The following is a 19729-nucleotide window of genomic DNA, read 5'->3' as shown; positions in this document are numbered from 1 at the left end:
AAAACAGAATAGTAAGGACTTGATACATAATTACCTAAAATCAGGGACTTAAGCATTTTTTTGGCGCATAATAGATGTATGTCATCCCCAAGCACTCTGGAGAACATTAATGGTGCACGGCGTCAGATGTATCGAAGTAGATTTCAGCGAATCTAAAGTTGAAAGGGTTAAAAGGTTAAGGGTTGTACCTCAATTCTTCAGTGAAGAAGCAACTCTATTAAAAGCTGCCAATCGTTACATGAGAACAAAATCCCGGAGCCTTTCTCCGAAAAGCTTACGTACAGAAGCAGAGCACCTCAAGGAGTTTCTTATTTGGCTATTTTTGAATGAAATTATACTTGATGACATAGACGAAGATTCCTTCGATAACTATATCGAAGCTTTATGCATGTACGAGAAGTCCAATGGGGATGGGCTTAGTTGGAATACAGTAAATGCTCGGACGGCTGGCGCATATCGATTTTTAATCTGGGCTTCTAGCAGCGATTATTGCTCTTATTTAAAACCCGATGATGCTCGCCTAGTGGCCAATAGCGCAAAAGGAATATACAAAAGCCGCAGGCACCTGTCACGCCAAATTAAAGAACCGGTCAAATTTTTACTGATGGATGACGCGCTTAACTTTATAAGTGCTTTGGGAGTCATTTCAGGGCGAAATAGTCCGCAGGTCAAGCATCGAAACGTCTTAGTAGGTGCGCTCATGTTACAGACGGGGATGAGAATCTCGGAGGTGTGCAATTTCCCCCTTTCCGACCTACCAGAAGTGCAAGAGCGTTTAAAGTTAACACCTGCTCGATGCGTGGGAAAAGGTGGCAAGGCTAGAGTGATCCTCATCCCAAATGAACTCTTACTAAAACTATGGGAGTATACCGACATTGACCGAGAAAATATTTGTGAAACAATAAGAAAGTTTTCTCCAGATACTGTTTCACCGAGCTTATTCATCTCCAACAAAGGTTCAAAGCTTACACCCAACTGGATCCAAAAACTATTTAGAAAAGCAGGGCAACACACCGAAATTATCGCCCACCCCCATAGTCTTCGCCACACCTTTGGAACTTACCATTATTTATTGAACAGAGACTTACAAGGCCTTTCCAAATTAATGGGGCATGAAAATGTACAAACCACCCATAAATTCTATGTAGACACAGCGACCAAAGTTTCTTATGCATCCACTTTCTCAGAGTGGAATAGTAGAATAGACGCCCACTTGGGGGAGATTTATGACTAGCGAGAAATATGCATCCGTGGAAGCGTTGCATGCTATGGAAAAGCGCATACAGAGAGATCTGGCTTTTACAGCAACTTGCAAAAACACAAACACTCAAAAATTATTTGATTTCTCTAAAAAGAAGGCTGCCGAAAAAAATCGCGCGATAATGGAGGTTTTCGTTTGGGCTATTTACAAACTTAGAAACAGAACTGGAAATACCACTAAAACATCTTATTATGAAAAGTGCAGCAGTTTTTTTGAATTTTTAGAAACAAACGATATATACGACCCCGAGCTTCTTGATACAGCGGTATTCTCCAGATACGCTGAATGGCTTAAACGGTATCCAACCATGTCGTACTCAACAGCTGCAGCCGTATATCGCGGATTAAGGCCTGTTTTCAACAAAATGGGCAGTCATCCGAAAATCAATAAGAACATCAGCCCACCAAGGAATGCATTCCCCAAATCCACTTCCTTACAAAAGGTAGACCCCGGGTATGATGAAAAAGAATTCAAACAAATCTTAAAATCCGTCATTCAAAGCTTGAGGGAGTCAAAGAAACGCCTAGAAATAGAGCATGAGCCACAGTACTTAGGTACAGAGCCGCCGCTAGATGGCGTGGCCACCCTTAATAAAAAAACAGGAAAGTATGTTCTTTGGGCCACACATGAGTATAGAATATGGTATTTCGAAAACAAAATGAAATGTCAAATTTTAACTAGGTACTCGGATGTCATACAAGTACCGAAAGGCCATCAGTTTTGGTATAGCATTACTCGCGACCACCCCCACCAAGAATACAAAACCGTTGAGGGATTTTATGAATACATCAAGGCCGGCCCTTGCTATCAGCCAAAATATTTGAACCAACCAAGCCCCGTAAAATACATAACGCCATGGAAAAAATGGGAATATGTTGTGTGGTACTGGGAAAACAAAATGGGTTCAAAGAGCTATACTGAAAAAGAATTAAAAGACAATTTCCGAGAATTTAGAACCGCAATGAGAGAGCACTGGACAGGGGCATATAGCGTTATGGCCAAACTGAATACGTGCCACTGGATATCATCTTACGACCTAGCCCCTTACTATTTACTTCTTATTATTCGCACAGGGCTCAACCCTGCAACTGTGCAAAACCTTGATATAGACTGCATACAGCCTGACCCAGTTGACCCAACGCTTAACTATATTAATTGGACAAAATATAGAGCACACAAAAAGGGCAGCACCATACCTGAAGAAAGAAAGAATAACGACACTTGGGCCGTTTCAATTATAGAAAGAGTTATCAACATCACATCGAGAATTCGTCCAAAAGGAATGAAGGAACTTTGGATTAGCAATGCAAACAATCATAAGATTCCTAAACCTTTTTCAGCTGGATATTTCCAGGCAGGTGTAAGACGCATTTTTGATAAACACCCTGTCTTTTCCTCAGAGTCTGGAGAGAAAGTAAAAGTTCATGCTAAAAACATAAGGCCAACAATTGCTTGGAATGAATATTTAAGAACCGAGGACCTTCAGTATCTCCAAACTCTTCTTGGTCACACTAAAACATCTACAACATCGGAATACTTGAGACGTTTAAATGACCCTCTGTTCCGGGCCCGCAGGGCAATTCATAGCGAGGCGATGCTGCTAGGGCTTACAGGAGAAGATGAGCTTGCAAAGCAACACTTGGTCAAAAATGATTCAATAGTTATCGCAAAAGATGAGGCTAATGGGATATTTGATGGCCTGCTTAATCACTGCAAAGATCCAGCTAGCTCTCCTATTCCAGGTCAGCGTAGAGGGGAGCTCTGCACTGCATCAACCGACATGTGCCTCGGCTGCCAAAACTTGGTAATAACTCCTGAAGACATAAAAAAACATTTTTGTTATATTAACTTTCACGATCACTTGCTGGCAACTGGTGAAATATCCGAGCAAGAATTTGACAAAGCAGTTTCTGGAAAAAAACACTTCTGGAACGAATATATTTTGCAAAAATATCCTGAATATTTTGTGAGAGAATTAAAAGCAGAAGCTGAGGCATCACCAATACCCATTTGGGATCCAAAGCTTTATGAGGATAATAAATAATGAAGAATGAAGAAGTTCTCGAACTGATAGAGCCAACAACCTATCAGATCACATCCCTTCAAAGCAAACATGCCTTGGTTAAATTTGTTGATATAAAAAAACTCAGCAACGGTGAAAAACGCCGCCTTCAAGTCTCGGTTAATTCTTTATATGAAGATAACCAATGGAGCTTTCACTCAGAGTTTCCTGACAACAATGACAGCGAGGCAACTCTTAGCTTTGAAATCAAGCTCAGCGATGGAACTTTGTTAACTGAAAACAGCAACGAAATCTATCTCGAACAACTTAAAGATTTCTACTATACGATGTTAACTGACCCTGTTAGCTCGAGACCGAAATTCTCGACCTACAAGAGGGCTATAAATAGAGGAATTAAGTTTTTAGTTTGTTATATGAAGCAGGCTAGAATAAGGACCTTTTCTGACATTGATAAACATGATGCCGAAAATTATTTAGCGTATGTCGCCACCACCAGAATAAAAAGCAAAGAGCAAGAACCTATTACTAACAGAACTCTAGCAAGTAGAGTAGAAGGAGTTGATTGGCTTTTTGAACAAGAGCCAAAAATGAAAAATGGACTTACGTTTAATATGTTTGAGGAGTATGGCGGCCGTATCAAATGGTCGCGAATAGCGGCAGAAAAAGTATTAGGCCGCACAGAATCACGAACTATAGAAATGCCGGACGAGGTTGCTAAGAAAGCAATTGAGTGCGCAATATCTGATTTAAAAATTGCTGACTGCCTTTTCGATATATATAAAATTGATAAAAAATACAAAAATAAAGAACTTGGCTATCAAGACTGGGTGTGCTTTAGAGAGGAAGCATATCGAAATCATGGATATTGGAGTGGCCGCATAGAACGGCAAAAAAGGGGTACACTTGAGTGCCAGCTATCCGCTGCCTGCTATGTGATAATAGCACTTTTAACGGGCATGCGACTCCATGAGATCTTAAATATACAATATGGCAATGCTAATAACTGGTGTTCCGAACAATTAGAGATAGACGGCTCACTTTTGAATCTTTATTTCGTAAAAAGCAAAACCACTAAACTTGAGGCAAAGCCAACAAGATACCAATGGCAAACAGTTCCTATTGTAAAAACCGCTTTAGAGGCACTTGAAAAGGCTCACGAACGATATCATGATGATGGTAATCCTTGGCTCTTCCCTGGCGTAAAATCAACTGCGAGATTGGGAAAAGGCTCTGTCGGACACAGGCTTAAAATTTTTTCGGCCAGACATGACATCAAGTTCAAAGGTGAACTTTGGAGTTTAGCATCTCATCAATTTAGAAAAAAATTCGCTAGGATTATGGTTAGGCAAGGCCTGGGGCTTAAAGCACTGCAGGATCAGCTCAAGCATTTTGACATTGAGATGACAAAACTATACGGCGACCCTAACCTTTATGCTGAATTACAAGCTGAGAAATTCATACTTTCAGAGGAGTTAATGGAGGAATTTGTCGGCTCACAAGTCCCAATTATCGGCGGTGGTGCAGATGAAATCAATCAACTCCGAAAAGAGTTTTTAGGTATGGCAAAAAAGGATAGATTGAAATTCCTTAAGTCCCTTCCCTCTCAAGGACTGGTTGAGCAAACTGATGATGGACTTTGCTTCTATAGAGCAAAAAAAGCGTTATGCGGAGGTGATAAGTCTAATTGCAGACCGGCTGATTGCAATAATTCCTTCATGGTGTCCACCGGGAAGAAGAAAACGCTCATTTATCGCAAAATGGAAAACGACAGACTTATTAAATATTTCAAAGGGAAACCATTTAAGGTCGCATATTTAAAAGAAAGAAATAAGGAAATTGATAAATTGCTCAATCAACTCAAATTAGTAGAGGTGGCTCAATGAATAAAATTTCTAGAGGCAGCCATCAAGGGTTGCTAAAAAACCGAGAAGAGACAAAAGAACGGAATACAGAAGCATTGTGGAATCAAGTTCAGCGATTGAGGAAAGAAAAGCCAGACACTCTTTGGTCATTCAAGGAGGTCTGGCAAGGCGCGGGCCTAAAAAGCAATGTGGCACTCGACAGCCCATGGAATGCGAGCATTAAAGAAGCCATCTCTGAACATAACAGACTGTTGAGGGAGAAGGCTGAAAGTGGTTCAGTCGGCCAAGCGCAGAGAAAGACCTTGCGAATCACTAATAAAGAGTTGAGAATCCAGATGCAGCAGATAAAAAAAGAGTACGAAAAGGCACTTTCTAAAATGGCCGTGTGGGAGGCGGAAGCTGATTTTTATCAACGCGAAAATGAGCGTTTGCAAAGAAAGATAGAGCGTTTGTTGTCGGCTGACTGATGTACTCTATGCCAAGCTGCCGCTAACGCTGCAGTGACCGCCTCATTCACGAGGGTGCTGATTGAGCGGTCTAAAGGTGCTGGCTGGTGGCATCGCTTATCAGGATCGGCCTCTTCAGCGCGGGTGGCCGTTGAATAATGCCCGAGCACGGCTTTCTTCCCGCTTTCTTATAGCTCTTGGGAATCAATTGCGGCCGTCCTAGCAGCCATGATCGCCGACCGCTGCTCCGGTCGCTCGCTTTCTGATGCTGTGGTGGTCTCGCAGGAGCGTCAGCTCAGTGCGGTCAGCTTCGGCAGACCCTTCAGCAGCGTCGGCTACCACTTGTCGGCGGTGGCACCCAGTGAACGGTGATTCGCCGAGCGTGCAGCCTCAGCGTGGCGGCGACCTTCAGCACCTGCTCGCGCATCCGGCTGAGGCTCCAGCCTTGCCGGGTCTGCGGCTCCAGCAGGCAGCGCAGGCCATGCAGGACCTGGTAGGCGTAGAGGCTGAGCAGCAGGCTCACCTCGTTGCGTGCCATCGCGGCCTGAACGGTGGAGACGCCGCGATCGGTCGACGAGGGGTGCACGTCGAGCGCCGACTTCACCTCGCCCATATGGGCCTCGGCGCTGCCGCGTTTTGCGGTAAAGCGCCAGGACCTTCTCCGGCGACCAGTCGAACTTGCCGAGGTTGGTGACCAGGAAGAAGGCATGCAGCAGCAGGTCATCGGGGCGTTCCTGCAAGACCAGCACCACGCGTGACGCGGTGCCGGCCAGGAGCTCGCTTGGTACGCCAGATCGTGGCACCACTCGCGAGGCTGTTCGGGTGGCCGGCCCCGTGGCCGCTTCAGAAGTGGCGCCGCCAACTTCTGCAGGCCAGTGTGACTGCGCAGCCGGCCCAGATACTCGATCCCGCGACCTTCCAGAGCCTCCAGCGTCGCGTTGTCGGTGAAACCGGCGTCGATGCGCACGCGAACCTGGGCCCCGCTGCTCTCGTTGAGTCGCAGCACCAGATGCGGGATCCAGGTATCGGCATTCTCGGCCGGGCCAGCGTTGCCCTCGCGCAGCAGGCCGCCGACCATATCGCAGATTTCGGCCAGCGAGGCGGCCAGCGGCGAGTAGATGCGGGCCCAGTAAAGACCATGATAAGCCGACCCGCTCTGGTGGCCATGCACCTCGATCGGCAGGCCGTCGATGTCCAGCGTCAGCTGCTTGGGACGCTCACCGTTCTTCAGCGCGGTCAGGCGCCAGACCACCAGCCGCAGCAGGCCTTCGTTCACAGCATCGATGTTATCGTTGCGCCCGAGGCAGGTCAGCAGCCGCGACAGCGTGGCTTGAGACTGCCGGACCTGGGCCAAAGGGCGTCATCCCCCGTGCATCGCTGCAGGCCAGCTGCCAGAGCGGATCACGGCGCAGCGTGTCGGTATCGCTGAGATCGATCCAGCCCATCGCCCGTTGTAGCACCAGGGTACGCAGCTGGCTGGCCAGAGGGTGGCGGATGCGTAGCGGGTTGCGGAAGTCGACCAGATTGTCTTCCAGTGCCTCGATCACGCCGCTGTTGTCGAGGGCTTCACGCAGCAGCAGAGCGCCGCTGTCGCTGGTGGTGCGCTGGCCGCTCAGCTCGACACGGACAGCGCCGTTGCATGAGGGCGTCCAGGTGGATAGGGTTTCACCCATAGCGGATGGCTCTCTTGGTTCAGGTTCTTGGCGGAACACACTGAATTTTCAAGAGAATACCATCTGCTATCTTCGTTTTCAGGTCGGCCTCATGAATAAGCCGGGGTTATCTGAAAGTTGTGTAGAGCCCCGCTTATAGAGGAAGGACTCTGAATTTTGAGATTAATGAAAGTGGAGAGGGCTTTTTGACGAAAAATGGCTTCTAGACGCACTTTACGCAATGAAGAGTGGTTCGTTTATCCGCAAGGGTTCAAGCACTCGAGCAGTTGCCCATGCCGCGCAGGGTGCGCTGCAAGCAGGCTGCTCCATTGGTCGGGAGTTGGATCACCGTTGAGATCTGTTACCGTGCAGCCTGCCTCTCGCGCAATGACAATTCCTGCGGCGATGTCCCAGAAGTCGAGTCTAGCGCCCTGGGACCAGAATGCATCAAAGCGGCCGAGGCTGGTATAGGCAATTTCAAGTGCTGCAGAGCCCGGGCTGCGAATACCAGCCACCTGGGGCATTAGGGCGGTCAGTTGGTTGAGGGCAGTCGTGTAGTCTCCCTTAGCATGATAGGGTAGGCAGGTGCTTACCAGCATTTCGGAAAGAGGACGGGGGCTCGACATCGTGAGTCGCGTTTCATTGAGAAAGGCCCCAATGCTGTGTCCAGCCCAGAGCATTTCATCAAGTACCGGGTGATAGACAACACCAAGCAGTAGTTCATCTCCCTTGGTGACGGCGATCGATACTGAAAAGTGAGGCACACCGTGCAAAAAGTTATTAGTGCCATCGAGAGGGTCAATAACCACGGTGTAGTCACTGCCCGATCCTTGCGTAGCTCCACTTTCTTCGCCTAAAAAAGCGAATTCGGGAAAATCTCTACTAATGTGTCGGATGATGGCTGCCTCGGCGGCCTTGTCGTAGGAAGTGACGAAGTCGGATGCCCCTTTGTGCTCAAAGGCAACTCGTCCATCTGCCTGATGCCCCTCGCGTAACAATGCTCCGGCTTCATAAGCTGCATGTTTGACCGTTCCCAATATTTTTCCAATATCCTCAAGCATTACGCCTCTCCTTGATAGTTCTGATGATTAATGGTCTGAAGTAGCTCCACTTTTTTCCACCAGACGACGTCGGTAGTTCACACTTCTTCCACTTTATTCCAGCCCAGGCTCTCGATATCCTATCCGAGAATTTTGGCCATGAAACTTATGGTGGCGAAGGCTAAGAGAATCATGCCGTGCTGACGGCGTAATCGCGACGTCGATCAATCACCTGGGCCCCATGACCCTGATGCCGCATGATCATCCTGCCACCAACTCGTCGAACGACCTAGGCATGGTGTGGAGATTGACTGTGAACCGTTTGCACGTGCCATTTGATTGGCAACAGGTCGTCGGGGCCATAATCTACTCGCATCTCATGAGCCATGGGTGTTTGCCAACTCACGATTGCGTGGCGTGCGCAGTATTCGCCTGTACTTGTTCTGAGCTGCCATTAAGGTTGGACGAAAAGGCATCAGATGAAGCGCTTGCGCATCTGTTGCGAGGCCATGTCCAGCAGCGTCACAGAGACGATAATCACCAGCATGATCGTAGCGGTCTCGGTGTACTGGAAACCGCGCATGGTCTCCCATAGCGCCACACCGATCCCGCCACCCCCCACCATGCCGAGCACTGTGGCCGAACGGATATTGGACTCGAATCGATAGAGACTGACTGAGATCCACAGTGGCAGGACCTGGGGAATCAGGCCGAATATGATCTCCTCGATACGCCCCGCACCGGTGACGCGAACACCTTCCATCGGACCAGCGTCGGCAGCTTCGACCGCCTCCGAGAACAGTTTGGCCAATACCCCTGTGGTATGGATGAACAACGCCATGGTGCCGGCAAAGGGCCCGAGGCCGACGGCGACTACGAAAAGCATGGCGAAGACCAATTCGTTGATCGCACGGCAGGCGTCCATCAGTCGGCGCACCGGCTGGTTGATCCACCACGGCGCCAGGTTATCAGAGGAGAGAAGGCCGAACGGGATGGCGAATAGCACCGCCAGCAGGGTGCCCCAGATGGCGATCTGGATCGTCACCAGCATCTGGTCGATGTAGTGCCCAAGGTTGCCGAATCTCGGGGGAAAGAAGTCACCGGTTAGAGTCGTCATATTGCCGGCATTGGCGATCAACTGTCCTGGCGCCATTTCGGCTCCCTGCCAGGCCCAAGAGAGCACTGCGAAGGCAGCGATCCAGCCTAGCAATTGTCGCCAGCTGCGTTTGCTGGCCCGGACCTGGGTGTCGAGCGTGGTGGTCGGGATCATGTGTGGACTCCGAGCAAGTAAGCGATGGGGGCGCAGTTTGCCCCCGATCGATGTAACGGTTACTGAGTCACCATGGCAGTGGAGTTGTCGGTCTGCTCTGCTTCGCGGGCTTCCATACGCTGATTCAGCAATTCGAGCTGGGCGTCTAGCTCAGCCAGACGTGATTGCTTGTCATCGGCATCGAGCGAATCGTCGTCTGCGATCAGAGAACGCTGCCTGAACAATTCTAGCTGCCGGATCGGCAGCAGCTGGTCGTTGTCGGATGCGGCAAAGCCAGACCAGCTCATCGGCTCCAGAGCCGCCTTCTGCTCCGGTGTATCACCGTAGCTCAAAATAAACTGGCGCAGCGCGTCCTTAGTCTCCTGATCCAAATCACTGCGCCAGACCAGCGGGTCGGACGGGATTATTGGGGATTTCCAGATTACCTTGAGCTGGGCGGCTTTATCGGGATGGTTTATTTCCAGGCGCTTCATGCTATCGGTGCTGAAGGTGGCGACATCAACCTGGCCGTTGGCCACGGTCAAGGCGTTGGTCTCGTGGTTGGAGTTTAGCGTGCGCTTGAAGGCCGTTTTGGGGTCGACGTTGTTCTTGGCGAAGACGTAGTATCCTGGCACCAAGTAACCCGACGTGGAGTTTGGGTCGCCGTTGCCGAAGGTCAGCTCGCTCGCGTGTTCGAGTATGTCATTGACCGAGTTGTAGGGACTACTCTTGTTGACGATCATCAAACCCCAGTATCCCTGCGCACCGCTGGTGGCTACTGTTTGGGCGAAGATTTCCCCCCCTGCGCGATCGACCGCTTCCATAGCAGACTTATTGCCGTACCAGGCGAGATCGATCTTGTCGAAACGCATCGCCTGAATCACTGCGGCATAGTCGGTGGCGAAGAAGGGCTCGACTTCGACCCCCAGTGCGTCGGACATGTCGTCCAAGAACGGCTGCCACTGACCGGCTTGGTTCTGGCTCGACTCGGTAGAAGTGATGCCGAAACGCAGCGGCTCGTCGGCGGCCTGGACGAGACCGCTGCTTAATAGACCGAGACTGGCGATCAGCGACAGCGTGGCACGACGAAAACAGATAAGGTTCATGCGGTTCTCCTCAAGAGATGGGTTGGGGTGAGTCAGGGTCGTACGGCGCTCAGCCTAACGCGTGCAGCGGTGCGGCAGGCTCCAGTCGGCTGTTGTGTGAGTTGAGTTCGTCGAGTCCGGCGTTTTCATAGAGCGCTTGCAGACGGGCATCGGTCAGCCCCTCTATCGGGCCGTCGTAATAGAGCCGCCCTTGCTTGAGAGCGATCGCTCGGCGGCAATAGCGGCGTGCCACATCGACCTGATGCAGGGTGACGACAATGGTTCGCCCATCCTCGTGATTGATGCGCTGTAGAATCTCCATCACCTCGCGAGCGCTGCGTGGGTCGAGGGAGGCGATCGGCTCGTCAGCGAAGATCACTTCGGCGTCCTGAACCAGGGTGCGAGCGATGGCGACGCGCTGCATCTGACCGCCGGACAGGGTATTGGCGCGCTGATGCGCCAGACCAACGATGCCAACACGCTCCAACGCCCGCAGGGCCAGATCGCGTTCTTTCTGGTTGAAGCGGCCGGTAAGCGAGCGCCAGCGCGGCATGGCACCAAGGCAACCGATCAAGACATTGGACAGCACGCTGAGGCGACCGACGAGATTGAACTGCTGGAAGATGTAGCCGCTGCGACGGCGCTGATTGCGGCCTGCGGCCAACAAGCGGCCGTAGCGCTGTACGGTCCGGCCTAGCACCTCGACCTGACTGCACGATTGGTGATCGGCACGGCTCAGACCGATAAGATGACGCAATAGTGTCGATTTGCCGGAGCCGGAGGGGCCAATCAGCGTGACCATCTCACCAGCTTCGATGGTGAAATCAATGCCACACAGCGCTGCACGAGGTCCAAAGGATTTGTCAAGCCCCTCTACATGGATGCTGGCAGTCATGCGCTTCGTCTCTTGATTCGGTGTGTTTTCGGCTGGCTCGACGTATTTCTTGGCGTTATGGAATTGGCATCCCATAGCCTCCGGGGACAGCTAATAGCGAACCGCGCTCGGCCAATAATTTAGCTTCCCATTATGACCATGCATGGACAATGCAATGAACTGGTGATGACATTAAGAATTCAGCCGCCCTTGTAGGAATTCAACGGAACTTTATCGTTTCTAGTATGGGGTGAGATAATGGAGTTATCTCTATATAGGGGCACCGCCTCAAGAACCTTAAATGCCTGGATTCATAGAATAACCGCAGCACTTTGGGCCACACGGTAGAGGCAGGAGGGCCAGCGCCGGTACCCTCCCTGCTTTACCAATGGGATGGAGTCCTCCCCACCCTCCCGGCGCCAGTGCGCCAAACTGAGAGGGTGAGGCCCCTGGCAGAGGAGAGCATCCCATGAGCATTTCACGTGTTGGTGTCGATATTGCCAAATCCGTCTTCCATGTCCATGGCGTGGACCGTCACGACCAGGTCGCATGGTGTGGCAAGTACAAGCGCGACAAGTGGCTGGATGCCATCGTCAAACGCGTTCCCGCAGGTGCCGAGATAGGCATGGAAGCCTGCTCTTCATCCCATCACTGGGCACGCGCGCTTCAAGCACGTGGCTATCGCGTCAAGCTGATCGCTGCCCAGTTCGTGAAACCCTACGTCAAGAGCAACAAGAATGACCGGGCGGATGCCGAGGCAATCTGTGAGGCCATGGCGCGTCCTCACATGCGCTTCGTCACCATCAAGACAGTCGCTCAGCAGGACGTGCAGGCGGCGCATCGCATCCGCAGTGAACTGGTCCAGCAACGCACCGCCAAGGCCAACCAGATTCGCGGCCTGGTCAGTGAGTACGGCCTGGTAGCCCCTACCGGTATGGGGCAGTTACGTGCCACCTTGCCGTGCTGGCTGGAGGATGCGGAGAACGGGCTGACGGACGATTTCCGGATCCTGCTGGCAGGCCTCGCAGACGACCTGCGTTACCTCAACGAGCGCATCGCCGCGATGACCGAGCGCATCGAACAGCATGCCCTTACCGACCCAGTAGCCAAGCGCCTGATGACCCTGAGGGGCGTTGGCACGATCACTGCCAGTGCTCTAGCCGGGGCCCTGGGAGATGCCAAGGCCTTCAAATGCGGGCGAGATTTTGCCGCCTCGCTGGGCCTGACGCCGCGCCAACACAGCACCGGCGGGCGCGAGCGCTTGTTGGGAATCAGCAAGCGCGGTGATAGTTATCTGCGCACGTTACTGGTCCATGGTGCCCGAGCGGTGGTGCGCTACACGGGAACAAAGGATGACAACCTGAGCAACTGGCTCCGACATCTGACGGAGCGAAAGCACGTCAACGTGGCAATTGTGGCGTTGGCCAACAAGACGGCTCGAATGGCCTGGGCCATCACGCACCATGATACGTCCTACGATCCTGACATGGCGGCTCAGGCCGCGTAGTCCCGAACTGCTGTACCGAGCCGTTGACACCGTTTCACTTCACTGAGGTCACCACCCGCCACCACGATTGCTGAGCATGCTGGAAGATGGCAAACAGGTCGAACCGACGCCAGGAAACCCCGTTTTGGTCGAAGAGCTTGTAGCTCGCCTCACCAACTGGGACCTGACGTGCGGATAGCCCATTAGGGTCCGATGCCCCTGGCATCACTAGAAAGACCGGATATACGTGTGCAGTCGTACCTTTCAGCCACCGTGCCAGATGCTTGCAAACGGGGAGGACTCCATATACGACCAAAGTGAAGCAGAGCATGGGATACCGACAGCTGACCCAGATCCAACGATACCAGATACACGCCCGCTATGACGTGGGCATGAGCCAGCGGCAGATCGGCAGGGAGCTGGGTCTCCACAGCAGCACGATCAGCCGTGAACTGCGGCGCAACGCCATCTCCGGTGGCTACGATCCCGAGCAGGCCCAGACCCTCAGTGATCGCCGGCGTCGTACCGCCTGGAAACGAACCAAGCGCCTGCCAAGCCTGATTGCTGCTGTTGTCGGCCGGCTGCGTGAGGAGTGGAGCCCACAGCAAATCAGTGGCTTCATCGCGCCCCTGGCAGGCGTAGGCGTCAGTCATCAGTGGATCTACTCCTTGATCTGGGATGACAAGGCACAGGGTGGCGATCTCTGGCGGCATCTCCGCCAGCCCAAACGCCTCAGCAAGCACCGCGCTCAGGCCAAGAGCGCTGGGCTGGGCAAGATCCCTAACCGGGTAGGCATCGAGCACCGCCCGGCTGAGGCTGATGACCGGCGCTTCATCGGCCACTGGGAGGGCGACACCGTAATCCAGGGGCACAAGCAGTCGGGCCTGGTCACGCTGGTCGAGCGTCGTAGTGGCTATCTGCTGGCGGCACGACTGCCCAAGATCTCCGCGGAGCTGACGAGAGCGGCCATGATCCGTCTGTTGAAGCCTCGCCGGGGCGCTGTCCGGACCATCACGCTGGACAATGGCTCGGAATTCGCCGACCACGAAGCCGTGTCCAAGGCGGTGACGGCGGCAACGTACTTCTGTGATCCGTACTGCTCCGGGCAGCGTGGGACCAACGAGAACACGAATGGCCTGATACGGCAGTACTTTCCCAAGGGAACAGACTTCCGCCAGGTCACCGATACGGAGTTGCGCAGGGTGGTCAGGAAGCTGAATGACCGCCCTCGGAAACGGCTCGGCTATCGGACACCGGCACTGGTGTTTCTGGGGGAATACTCAGGAGCCCTGAATACCGCAGGTGCTGCACTTATTGCTTGAATTCAGGCCATTAAGAGGCCCTATCATCATGGCTCCTCCGTGTCGCGGCGTGCTACCAGATGGACGCGCGCGACCTTCTGGAGAATGACCTCGGGCACGGCCAGGTCGATGACCTGGACATCGCACCGCCGCTGTCGCTGCTGTCGCTGCTGTCCCAGCGCAGCGGCATCGAGCTGGACCGGCTGCGTTGCCTGAGCGTGGTCGGTTGGGTGCCGTGGCTGCTGGACAGCCTGGACGACCAGGTTCCGGCAGCGCTGGACACCTATGCGTTCCAGTTCTCGGTACTGCTGCCGAGGCGCACCCGCAAGACAAGAGCGATCAACCGCTGGCGAGCCTGGCTCCCCAGCCAACTGATCCGCCGGGCCTGCCCACTCTGCCTGGACGGTTCGGCGGAACAAGCCATCTTGCTCGCCTGGAAGATGCCCCTGATGCTGAGCTGTCCGCAGCATGGTTGTTGGCTGGATTCCTATTGGGGCGTTCCGGGGCATTATCTTGGCTGGGAGAACGCCGACCCTGCACCTCGCGAAGCCAGCCAAGCGATTACGGCGATGGACCAGCGCAGCTGGCAGGCGCTGACGATGGGCTACGTGGAGCTGCCGCGCCGGCGCCTTCATGCTGGCCTCTGGTTCCGGTTGCTGCGCAGCGTGCTGGATGAGCTGAACACCCCACTCTCATACTGCGGGAGTGATGCTGGCAGCATCCGCTATGTCTGGGAACGCTGTGGCCATCCACTGCGCGCCGGAAAAATCCGATGGCATCCCTTCGAGACTCTTGACCTGGCCGTGCAGCTGTAGATGCTGGAGGCGGCAGCCACCGCCTTTGACCTGCTCGTACCGCAGACTGTGATCCCGCGCGGGGAGCAGGCGGCGTTATTCTTGCCAGCGCTGCAGACTGGCGCCACCAGCGGCCTGCCCGTGAAGGAACGGCAGCAGGAGCCCATTCACGACTGGAAGAGGATGGTCAGGGTGGTCAACGAAGCCTTCACCGAAGCGCGGTACAATCCCGAGACAGCCCGGCCACTGTTCGCGCTGGCGGCCTATGGGAAGCGAGACCCCGACTCCCTCGAGCGTCTGCGTGCCGAGTTTGCCCAGGAAGGCATGCCGCAAGAATTTCTGTCACATTATGAGCCCGATGTACCCTTTGCATGCCGTAAGATAAGTGATTCATTAAGCAGCAAATTTTGACGGCCGTCGTCACCTGGCGAAGTCGGTCAATGACTATAATATCAGACTGGCAATCCAACTGAAAAATAGTACAATAATATCCTGCTTTTACCTGCAAGGTGTCGATCGAACTGTTTTTCAGAGGTGTAATCTATGACATTTTCAATATGGATAACCTTTCTGGTAGCGGCAGTCCTTATCAGTATGTCTCCCGGCGCCGGCGCGGTAAACTCCATGAGTAGCGGGTTGCGCCACGGTGTACGTAAATCTATGCCAACTATTCTTGGGCAACAGTTTGGTTACGGTGTGCAAATCGTGCTGGTCGGTGCTGGGCTGGGGGCTATTGTGGCCTCTTCAAATATCGCACTGTCAGTGATCAAGTGGATGGGAGTGGCCTATCTGGTTTGGTTGGGCATTCAGAAATGGCGAGAGTCACCAGTTGAAGCAACGGGAGAGACCCCGACAGGCATCAGTAAGAAACAGCAGTTCTGGAACGGAGCTCTGGTGAACCTGACTAACCCGAAAGCGACTATTTTTCTGATCGCTCTGTTTCCCCAGTTTCTTGTGGCAGGGATACCTCATGGCCCACAACTTGCCACCATGGGCGCAACCCTCATTCTGGTGGACATTCTGGTCATGATTGGCTATGCCCTGCTGGCCAGTCAGCTGTTTCGGTTCCTGACTACCCCCTGGCGTCAGCGGCAGATGAACCGGGTATTCGGAGGTCTGTTTGTGACAGCCGCCGTGGCCCTAGCCAGTTTCAAACGCTCTTGATTTCGTTAAAAATTGCAGATTCTGAAAGTCGCTATACAATCAATATCATGGAGAGTCGCAAGGTGTGCGAAGAATGGAATCGTGGTAGTATTTATGCCGAAATTACCTTGAATCATTTTTTCTAATAAGTGGGGATGTCATGCAGTGGGTTGCTTTTTTTATTGCCACGATGGGTTTTGCATTTCTGCCTGGTCCGGCAATGCTGTATACCGCTGCTCAAACAATCGGGCGGGGTAAAAAAGCTGGTTGGTTAGCGGCCGCAGGCGTTCATTTGGGATGTTACGTACATGTGGTCATGGCAGCGCTGGGCTTGGCTCTGCTATTCGCTGCAATACCGGCCGCATATATAACAATGAAAGTCGCTGGTGGTGTTTATTTGCTATGGGTGGGGTTGCGGCTATGGCGAAAAGGCGTTCCTTTGCAAGGGGAAAGCGTTCCGGGAGTCAACACAAAGCGGGTGCTGAGGGATAGTGTTTTGGTAGAAGTTCTCAATCCTAAAACGGCACTCTTCTTCGTTGCATTTTTACCTCAATTTGTTCAGCCAGAAAGTGCTGTGCCTGTTGCCTGGCAGTTGCTATGGTTGGGTATTGCGACTAATCTTCTGTTTTCTATTGCTGACGTTGTTGTAGTGATGTTGGCTAGTCCATTGAGGCGTTGGCTTCAGAGAAAAGGCAATTCTTCTCGGCTTATCCAGCGCATCAGCGGGGGAGTGCTCATGGTGTTAGGGGGAAATACCCTAGCACAAGCAACTCGCTAATGTGGTTGATTATGAACCAAAGCATGAGCAGTTCTTGGCCTCAATAAAGCTATGTTAATCAAGTGTGTATAACGCCACTACCGACGATCACTGCCTGCCCAGCAGTGCGGATCTTTGAAGCCTTATCGTTTCGTTCTGCCTCGGCGAAGGTGAGGCTGGGACGACGCATCTCTATGCCCTTGTTCATGCCGGCCTCTGATTCCGGTTGCTGCGCACCGTGCTGGATGAGCTGAACACCCCACTCTCGTACTGCGGGAGGGGGTCACTTCACCGGCAGCATTCGCTATGTTTGGGAGCACTGTGGCCAGCCGCCACGCGCTGGACAAGACCGATGGCGTCCCTACGCTGGACCGGCGGTGCAGCTGCAAATGCTGGAGGCGGCAGCCACCGCCATCACCATGGTCGAATCGCAGCTCGTAATCCCGCGCGGAGAGCAGGCGATGCTGTTCTGGCCGGAATCGCAGGCCGGCTTCAACAGCGGCCTGCCGGTGAAGGAGCGACAGCAGAAGCCTATTCACAACTGGAAGGAGGTGGTCAGGGCGATCAACGAAGCCTTCACAGAAGCGCGGTACAATCCCGAGACAGCCCGGTCACTGTTCGCGCTGGCGGCCTATGGGAAGCGAGACCCCGGATCCCTGGAGCTTCTGCGCGCGGAGTTTGCCAAGGAGGGCATGCCGCCGGAATTCCTGTCACATTATGAGCCCGATGGACCTTTTGCATGCCGTAAGAAAAGTGACTAATTAAGCAGCAAACTTTGACAGACTCCACCGCCAATACAGCGCTTATCTCGGATCCTCGGCACCTAGCAGTGGGCGCGCTGGCTGGCATGCACTAAACTAACAAGACTCGTTCCTCTGGAACGACCAAATGAACCGAAGGGGCCCCGGCTAGCGGGCTGAGATACTGCCAGGCGTTTTACAACGCAGCTACCCTTTGATCCTGATCCGGGTCATACCGGCGAAGGGACGGATATTCTTCTGCTCGCCGCTTGCTGCTGGATGGCTCTCCTTTGATGAAGGAACCGCCGTCGTGTCTTCCTCGACCAACGATCCTCATGCCGTGGCTCGGCCAGTGGTGGCGACACTTGCGGCCGTGGTCCGCGAGAACCGCATTCTGTTGATACGTCGCTCGAATCCGCCGGACGCGGGGCGATGGGCGTTTCCGGGCGGGAAGATCCGTTTCGGAGAGTCTGCCGCCGACGCAGCGCAACGCGAACTGCTCGAAGAAACCGGCGTTCAGGGCAAACCTGTACAGGTGTTCGATGCAGTCAATGTGTTCGACCAGCGGGCAGACGAAGGCGACGTGCTGCACCAGCACTATATCCTCATTGCCACGCTGTTCGACTGGCACGTCGGCGAGCCGCGTGGCGGCGATGACGCGCTGGACGCGCGCTGGTTCGCCGATGCGGATCTCGATTCGACCGAATTGGCGCAGAGCTTCGACATCGCCGCAGTGGCTCGCCGCGCCTTCCGGCTCGCGCTATCGCTTCGCACGGGAGTCGACTCATGATCGCTAACGTGCTGAGCATTGCTGGCACCGATCCCACAGGGGGCGCCGGCATCCAGGCAGACCTGAAGACATTTTCCGCATTAGGTGCCTATGGCATGAGCGCCATCACGGCCGCGGTGGCGCAGAACACCCAAGGCGTGCGTAGTTTCGTAGCACTGGAGCCCAATTTCATCGCCGACCAGATCGACGCGGTGTTCGATGATGTTCGGGTAGATGCAGTCAAGATCGGCATGGTGGCCAACGCGGGGATAGCCGTGGCCATCGCAGATCGTTTGAGCGGGCGTGCGCAATGCCCGATCGTCCTCGATCCCGTGATGGTTGCAAAGAGCGGGGATCGTCTGTTGGCGCCCGACGCGGTGACTGTCCTTCGTGACACGCTGATACCGCTTTGCACACTGATCACCCCCAATTTGCCGGAAGCCGGTGATTTGCTGCAACAGTCCGAGCCCAAGTCCACGCAAGAAATGCGATTGGCGCTTGAACCACTTCAGGCATTGGGAGCAGACTGGGTGTTACTCAAGGGCGGCCACTTGGATGGACAAAATAGCATCGACCTGCTGCATGGCAAAGGCAGGACGTGTGTACTGGAAGCTCCTCGCATAGTGACGCGTAATACGCATGGCACTGGCTGCACGCTATCAGCCGCCATTACCGCATTGCTGCCGCTCATGGACGTTCCGACTGCCGTGCGCGAGACCAAAGACTACTTGACGGCCGCTTTGGCTGCCGCCGACTCGTTGGAGGTCGGTGATGGCCATGGTCCTGTCCATCACTTCCATGCCATCTGGAATTGAACTGGTCTAATTGGAGCGGACACCCCGGTAAGCCTCATACTGGAGGCATTGGAGGTGTTCATGACCAAGAAGACGCGACGTCGGTACTCCGACGCATTCAAGGCTGAGGCGGTCAACATGGTTCGAGGAGAGGGCTATGCCATCTCCGAGGCTGCCAGGCGGCTGGATATCGATCGCAGCCTGCTGGATCGCTGGTGTCGCCAGCAACGTGATCGGGAGGATGGTGTGACTGACGACCAGGCGGATGAGCGGGATGCCGAGATCAAGAAACTTCGCGAAGAAGTTCGTAAGCTGCGGATTGAAAAGGAAGTTTTAAAAAAGGGGTATCCGGATTAACTGGTTGAAGGGGCCCTCAAGCCCTTCCAAACCCTTAATCCTCCCAGAAGGTTGATAGATCGACGCCGAAATTCTTCTCTGGCTCGGGGAGCCCCA

The 19729-nt window shown here is 53.5% G+C and carries 16 protein-coding genes, 3 pseudogenes and 1 riboswitch; of the genes and pseudogenes, 13 read left to right on the top strand and 6 right to left on the bottom strand.

Translation table 11 applies throughout. The features are described from left to right. Positions 1-109: 109 nt before the first annotated feature. Genes OP498_RS11050 through OP498_RS11035 form a run of 4 tightly spaced genes read left to right on the top strand, consistent with a single transcriptional unit; the run spans position 110 to position 5613 of the window. Entirely contained in the window at positions 110-1234 is a 1125-nt protein-coding gene (locus OP498_RS11050; RefSeq protein WP_280553540.1) for a site-specific integrase, read from the top strand. Further along, a complete protein-coding gene (locus OP498_RS11045; RefSeq protein ID WP_280553539.1) occupies positions 1227-3305 on the top strand; it encodes a hypothetical protein in 2079 nt (692 codons plus the stop codon). Before OP498_RS11050 ends, OP498_RS11045 begins: the two co-directional genes overlap by 8 nt. Continuing rightward, positions 3305-5167, top strand: a complete 1863-nt coding sequence (locus tag OP498_RS11040; protein WP_280553537.1) for a tyrosine-type recombinase/integrase — start codon at positions 3305-3307, stop codon at positions 5165-5167. Before OP498_RS11045 ends, OP498_RS11040 begins: the two co-directional genes overlap by 1 nt. Then, positions 5164-5613, top strand: coding sequence for a hypothetical protein (locus OP498_RS11035; RefSeq protein WP_232913642.1), 450 nt, complete (start codon positions 5164-5166; stop codon positions 5611-5613). Before OP498_RS11040 ends, OP498_RS11035 begins: the two co-directional genes overlap by 4 nt. A gap of 301 nt (positions 5614-5914) precedes the next feature. Here OP498_RS11035 and OP498_RS11030 read toward each other — a convergent pair whose 3' ends face one another. The 6 genes from OP498_RS11030 to phnC all read right to left on the bottom strand — a co-directional run bounded on the left by OP498_RS11030 (position 5915) and on the right by phnC (position 11513). Next, the gene (locus OP498_RS11030; RefSeq protein ID WP_280553536.1) at positions 5915-6868 is read right to left on the bottom strand and encodes an IS1380 family transposase; all 954 of its coding nucleotides are present in this window, start codon (positions 6866-6868) and stop codon (positions 5915-5917) included. A 10-nt stretch (positions 6869-6878) separates the two neighbouring features. After that, the gene (locus tag OP498_RS11025) at positions 6879-7265 is read right to left on the bottom strand and encodes a transposase (RefSeq protein ID WP_269816117.1); all 387 of its coding nucleotides are present in this window, start codon (positions 7263-7265) and stop codon (positions 6879-6881) included. Between the two features lie 236 nt (positions 7266-7501). Continuing rightward, positions 7502-8305 (bottom strand): inositol monophosphatase family protein, encoded by an 804-nt coding sequence (locus OP498_RS11020; protein ID WP_232911793.1) that lies wholly within the window; start codon positions 8303-8305, stop codon positions 7502-7504. Positions 8306-8759: 454 nt separating this feature from the next. Beyond that, on the bottom strand, positions 8760-9554 hold the full coding sequence (gene phnE / locus OP498_RS11015; RefSeq protein ID WP_232911794.1) for a phosphonate ABC transporter, permease protein PhnE: 795 nt from the start codon (positions 9552-9554) through the stop codon (positions 8760-8762). A gap of 59 nt (positions 9555-9613) precedes the next feature. Beyond that, the gene (phnD, locus tag OP498_RS11010) at positions 9614-10639 is read right to left on the bottom strand and encodes a phosphonate ABC transporter substrate-binding protein (RefSeq protein ID WP_232911795.1); all 1026 of its coding nucleotides are present in this window, start codon (positions 10637-10639) and stop codon (positions 9614-9616) included. Between the two features lie 49 nt (positions 10640-10688). Beyond that, the gene (gene phnC, locus OP498_RS11005; RefSeq protein ID WP_232911796.1) at positions 10689-11513 is read right to left on the bottom strand and encodes a phosphonate ABC transporter ATP-binding protein; all 825 of its coding nucleotides are present in this window, start codon (positions 11511-11513) and stop codon (positions 10689-10691) included. Positions 11514-11961: 448 nt separating this feature from the next. On the opposite strand from phnC, the gene OP498_RS11000 reads away from it, so the two are divergent. From OP498_RS11000 to OP498_RS10955, 9 genes and pseudogenes are all read left to right on the top strand, one after another. After that, positions 11962-12999, top strand: coding sequence for an IS110 family transposase (locus OP498_RS11000; RefSeq protein WP_232911797.1), 1038 nt, complete (start codon positions 11962-11964; stop codon positions 12997-12999). Positions 13000-13307: 308 nt separating this feature from the next. After that, positions 13308-14300 carry an IS30 family transposase gene (locus OP498_RS10995; RefSeq protein WP_269816118.1) on the top strand — a complete coding sequence of 331 codons (993 nt, stop codon included), beginning with the start codon at positions 13308-13310 and terminating at the stop codon, positions 14298-14300. Positions 14301-14314: 14 nt separating this feature from the next. After that, positions 14315-15484: pseudogene (locus tag OP498_RS18595) on the top strand (TniQ family protein); the annotation flags it as partial. A gap of 132 nt (positions 15485-15616) precedes the next feature. Then, on the top strand, positions 15617-16237 hold the full coding sequence (gene rhtB, locus OP498_RS10980) for a homoserine/homoserine lactone efflux protein (protein ID WP_280553533.1): 621 nt from the start codon (positions 15617-15619) through the stop codon (positions 16235-16237). 139 nt (positions 16238-16376) lie between these two features. Beyond that, entirely contained in the window at positions 16377-16994 is a 618-nt protein-coding gene (locus OP498_RS10975) for a LysE family translocator (RefSeq protein ID WP_280553532.1), read from the top strand. Positions 16995-17175: 181 nt separating this feature from the next. Then, positions 17176-17734, top strand: a pseudogene (locus OP498_RS10970) (TniQ family protein); the annotation flags it as partial. A gap of 125 nt (positions 17735-17859) precedes the next feature. After that, positions 17860-17977, top strand: a riboswitch (TPP riboswitch). 46 nt (positions 17978-18023) lie between these two features. Then, positions 18024-18503, top strand: coding sequence for an NUDIX hydrolase (locus tag OP498_RS10965; RefSeq protein ID WP_232911803.1), 480 nt, complete (start codon positions 18024-18026; stop codon positions 18501-18503). Continuing rightward, positions 18500-19297: a bifunctional hydroxymethylpyrimidine kinase/phosphomethylpyrimidine kinase gene (gene thiD / locus OP498_RS10960; RefSeq protein ID WP_280553530.1), complete on the top strand. Its 798-nt coding sequence runs from the start codon at positions 18500-18502 to the stop codon at positions 19295-19297. Before OP498_RS10965 ends, thiD begins: the two co-directional genes overlap by 4 nt. Before the next feature lie 60 nt (positions 19298-19357). Beyond that, a pseudogene (locus OP498_RS10955) lies at positions 19358-19624 on the top strand (transposase); the annotation flags it as partial. Positions 19625-19729 lie beyond the last annotated feature (105 nt).

Source organism: Halomonas sp. 25-S5 (assembly GCF_029889845.1).
Lineage (GTDB): Bacteria > Pseudomonadota > Gammaproteobacteria > Pseudomonadales > Halomonadaceae > Halomonas.
Note: the sequence above shows the minus strand (reverse complement) of the source record. Positions and strands in the feature narration are given on the sequence as shown.

Bases quoted from the DNA above. Each gene is read 5' to 3' on its own strand.
- OP498_RS11050 (WP_280553540.1), top strand. From the start codon at position 110: ATGGTGCACGGCGTCAGATGTATCGAAGTAGATTTCAGCGAATCTAAA.
- OP498_RS11045 (WP_280553539.1), top strand. From the start codon at position 1,227: ATGACTAGCGAGAAATATGCATCCGTGGAAGCGTTGCATGCTATGGAA.
- OP498_RS11040 (WP_280553537.1), top strand. From the start codon at position 3,305: ATGAAGAATGAAGAAGTTCTCGAACTGATAGAGCCAACAACCTATCAG.
- OP498_RS11035 (WP_232913642.1), top strand. From the start codon at position 5,164: ATGAATAAAATTTCTAGAGGCAGCCATCAAGGGTTGCTAAAAAACCGA.
- OP498_RS11025 (WP_269816117.1), bottom strand. From the start codon at position 7,265: ATGGGTGAAACCCTATCCACCTGGACGCCCTCATGCAACGGCGCTGTC.
- OP498_RS11020 (WP_232911793.1), bottom strand. From the start codon at position 8,305: ATGCTTGAGGATATTGGAAAAATATTGGGAACGGTCAAACATGCAGCT.
- phnE (WP_232911794.1), bottom strand. From the start codon at position 9,554: ATGATCCCGACCACCACGCTCGACACCCAGGTCCGGGCCAGCAAACGC.
- phnD (WP_232911795.1), bottom strand. From the start codon at position 10,639: ATGAACCTTATCTGTTTTCGTCGTGCCACGCTGTCGCTGATCGCCAGT.
- phnC (WP_232911796.1), bottom strand. From the start codon at position 11,513: ATGACTGCCAGCATCCATGTAGAGGGGCTTGACAAATCCTTTGGACCT.
- OP498_RS11000 (WP_232911797.1), top strand. From the start codon at position 11,962: ATGAGCATTTCACGTGTTGGTGTCGATATTGCCAAATCCGTCTTCCAT.
- OP498_RS10995 (WP_269816118.1), top strand. From the start codon at position 13,308: ATGGGATACCGACAGCTGACCCAGATCCAACGATACCAGATACACGCC.
- rhtB (WP_280553533.1), top strand. From the start codon at position 15,617: ATGACATTTTCAATATGGATAACCTTTCTGGTAGCGGCAGTCCTTATC.
- OP498_RS10975 (WP_280553532.1), top strand. From the start codon at position 16,377: ATGCAGTGGGTTGCTTTTTTTATTGCCACGATGGGTTTTGCATTTCTG.
- thiD (WP_280553530.1), top strand. From the start codon at position 18,500: ATGATCGCTAACGTGCTGAGCATTGCTGGCACCGATCCCACAGGGGGC.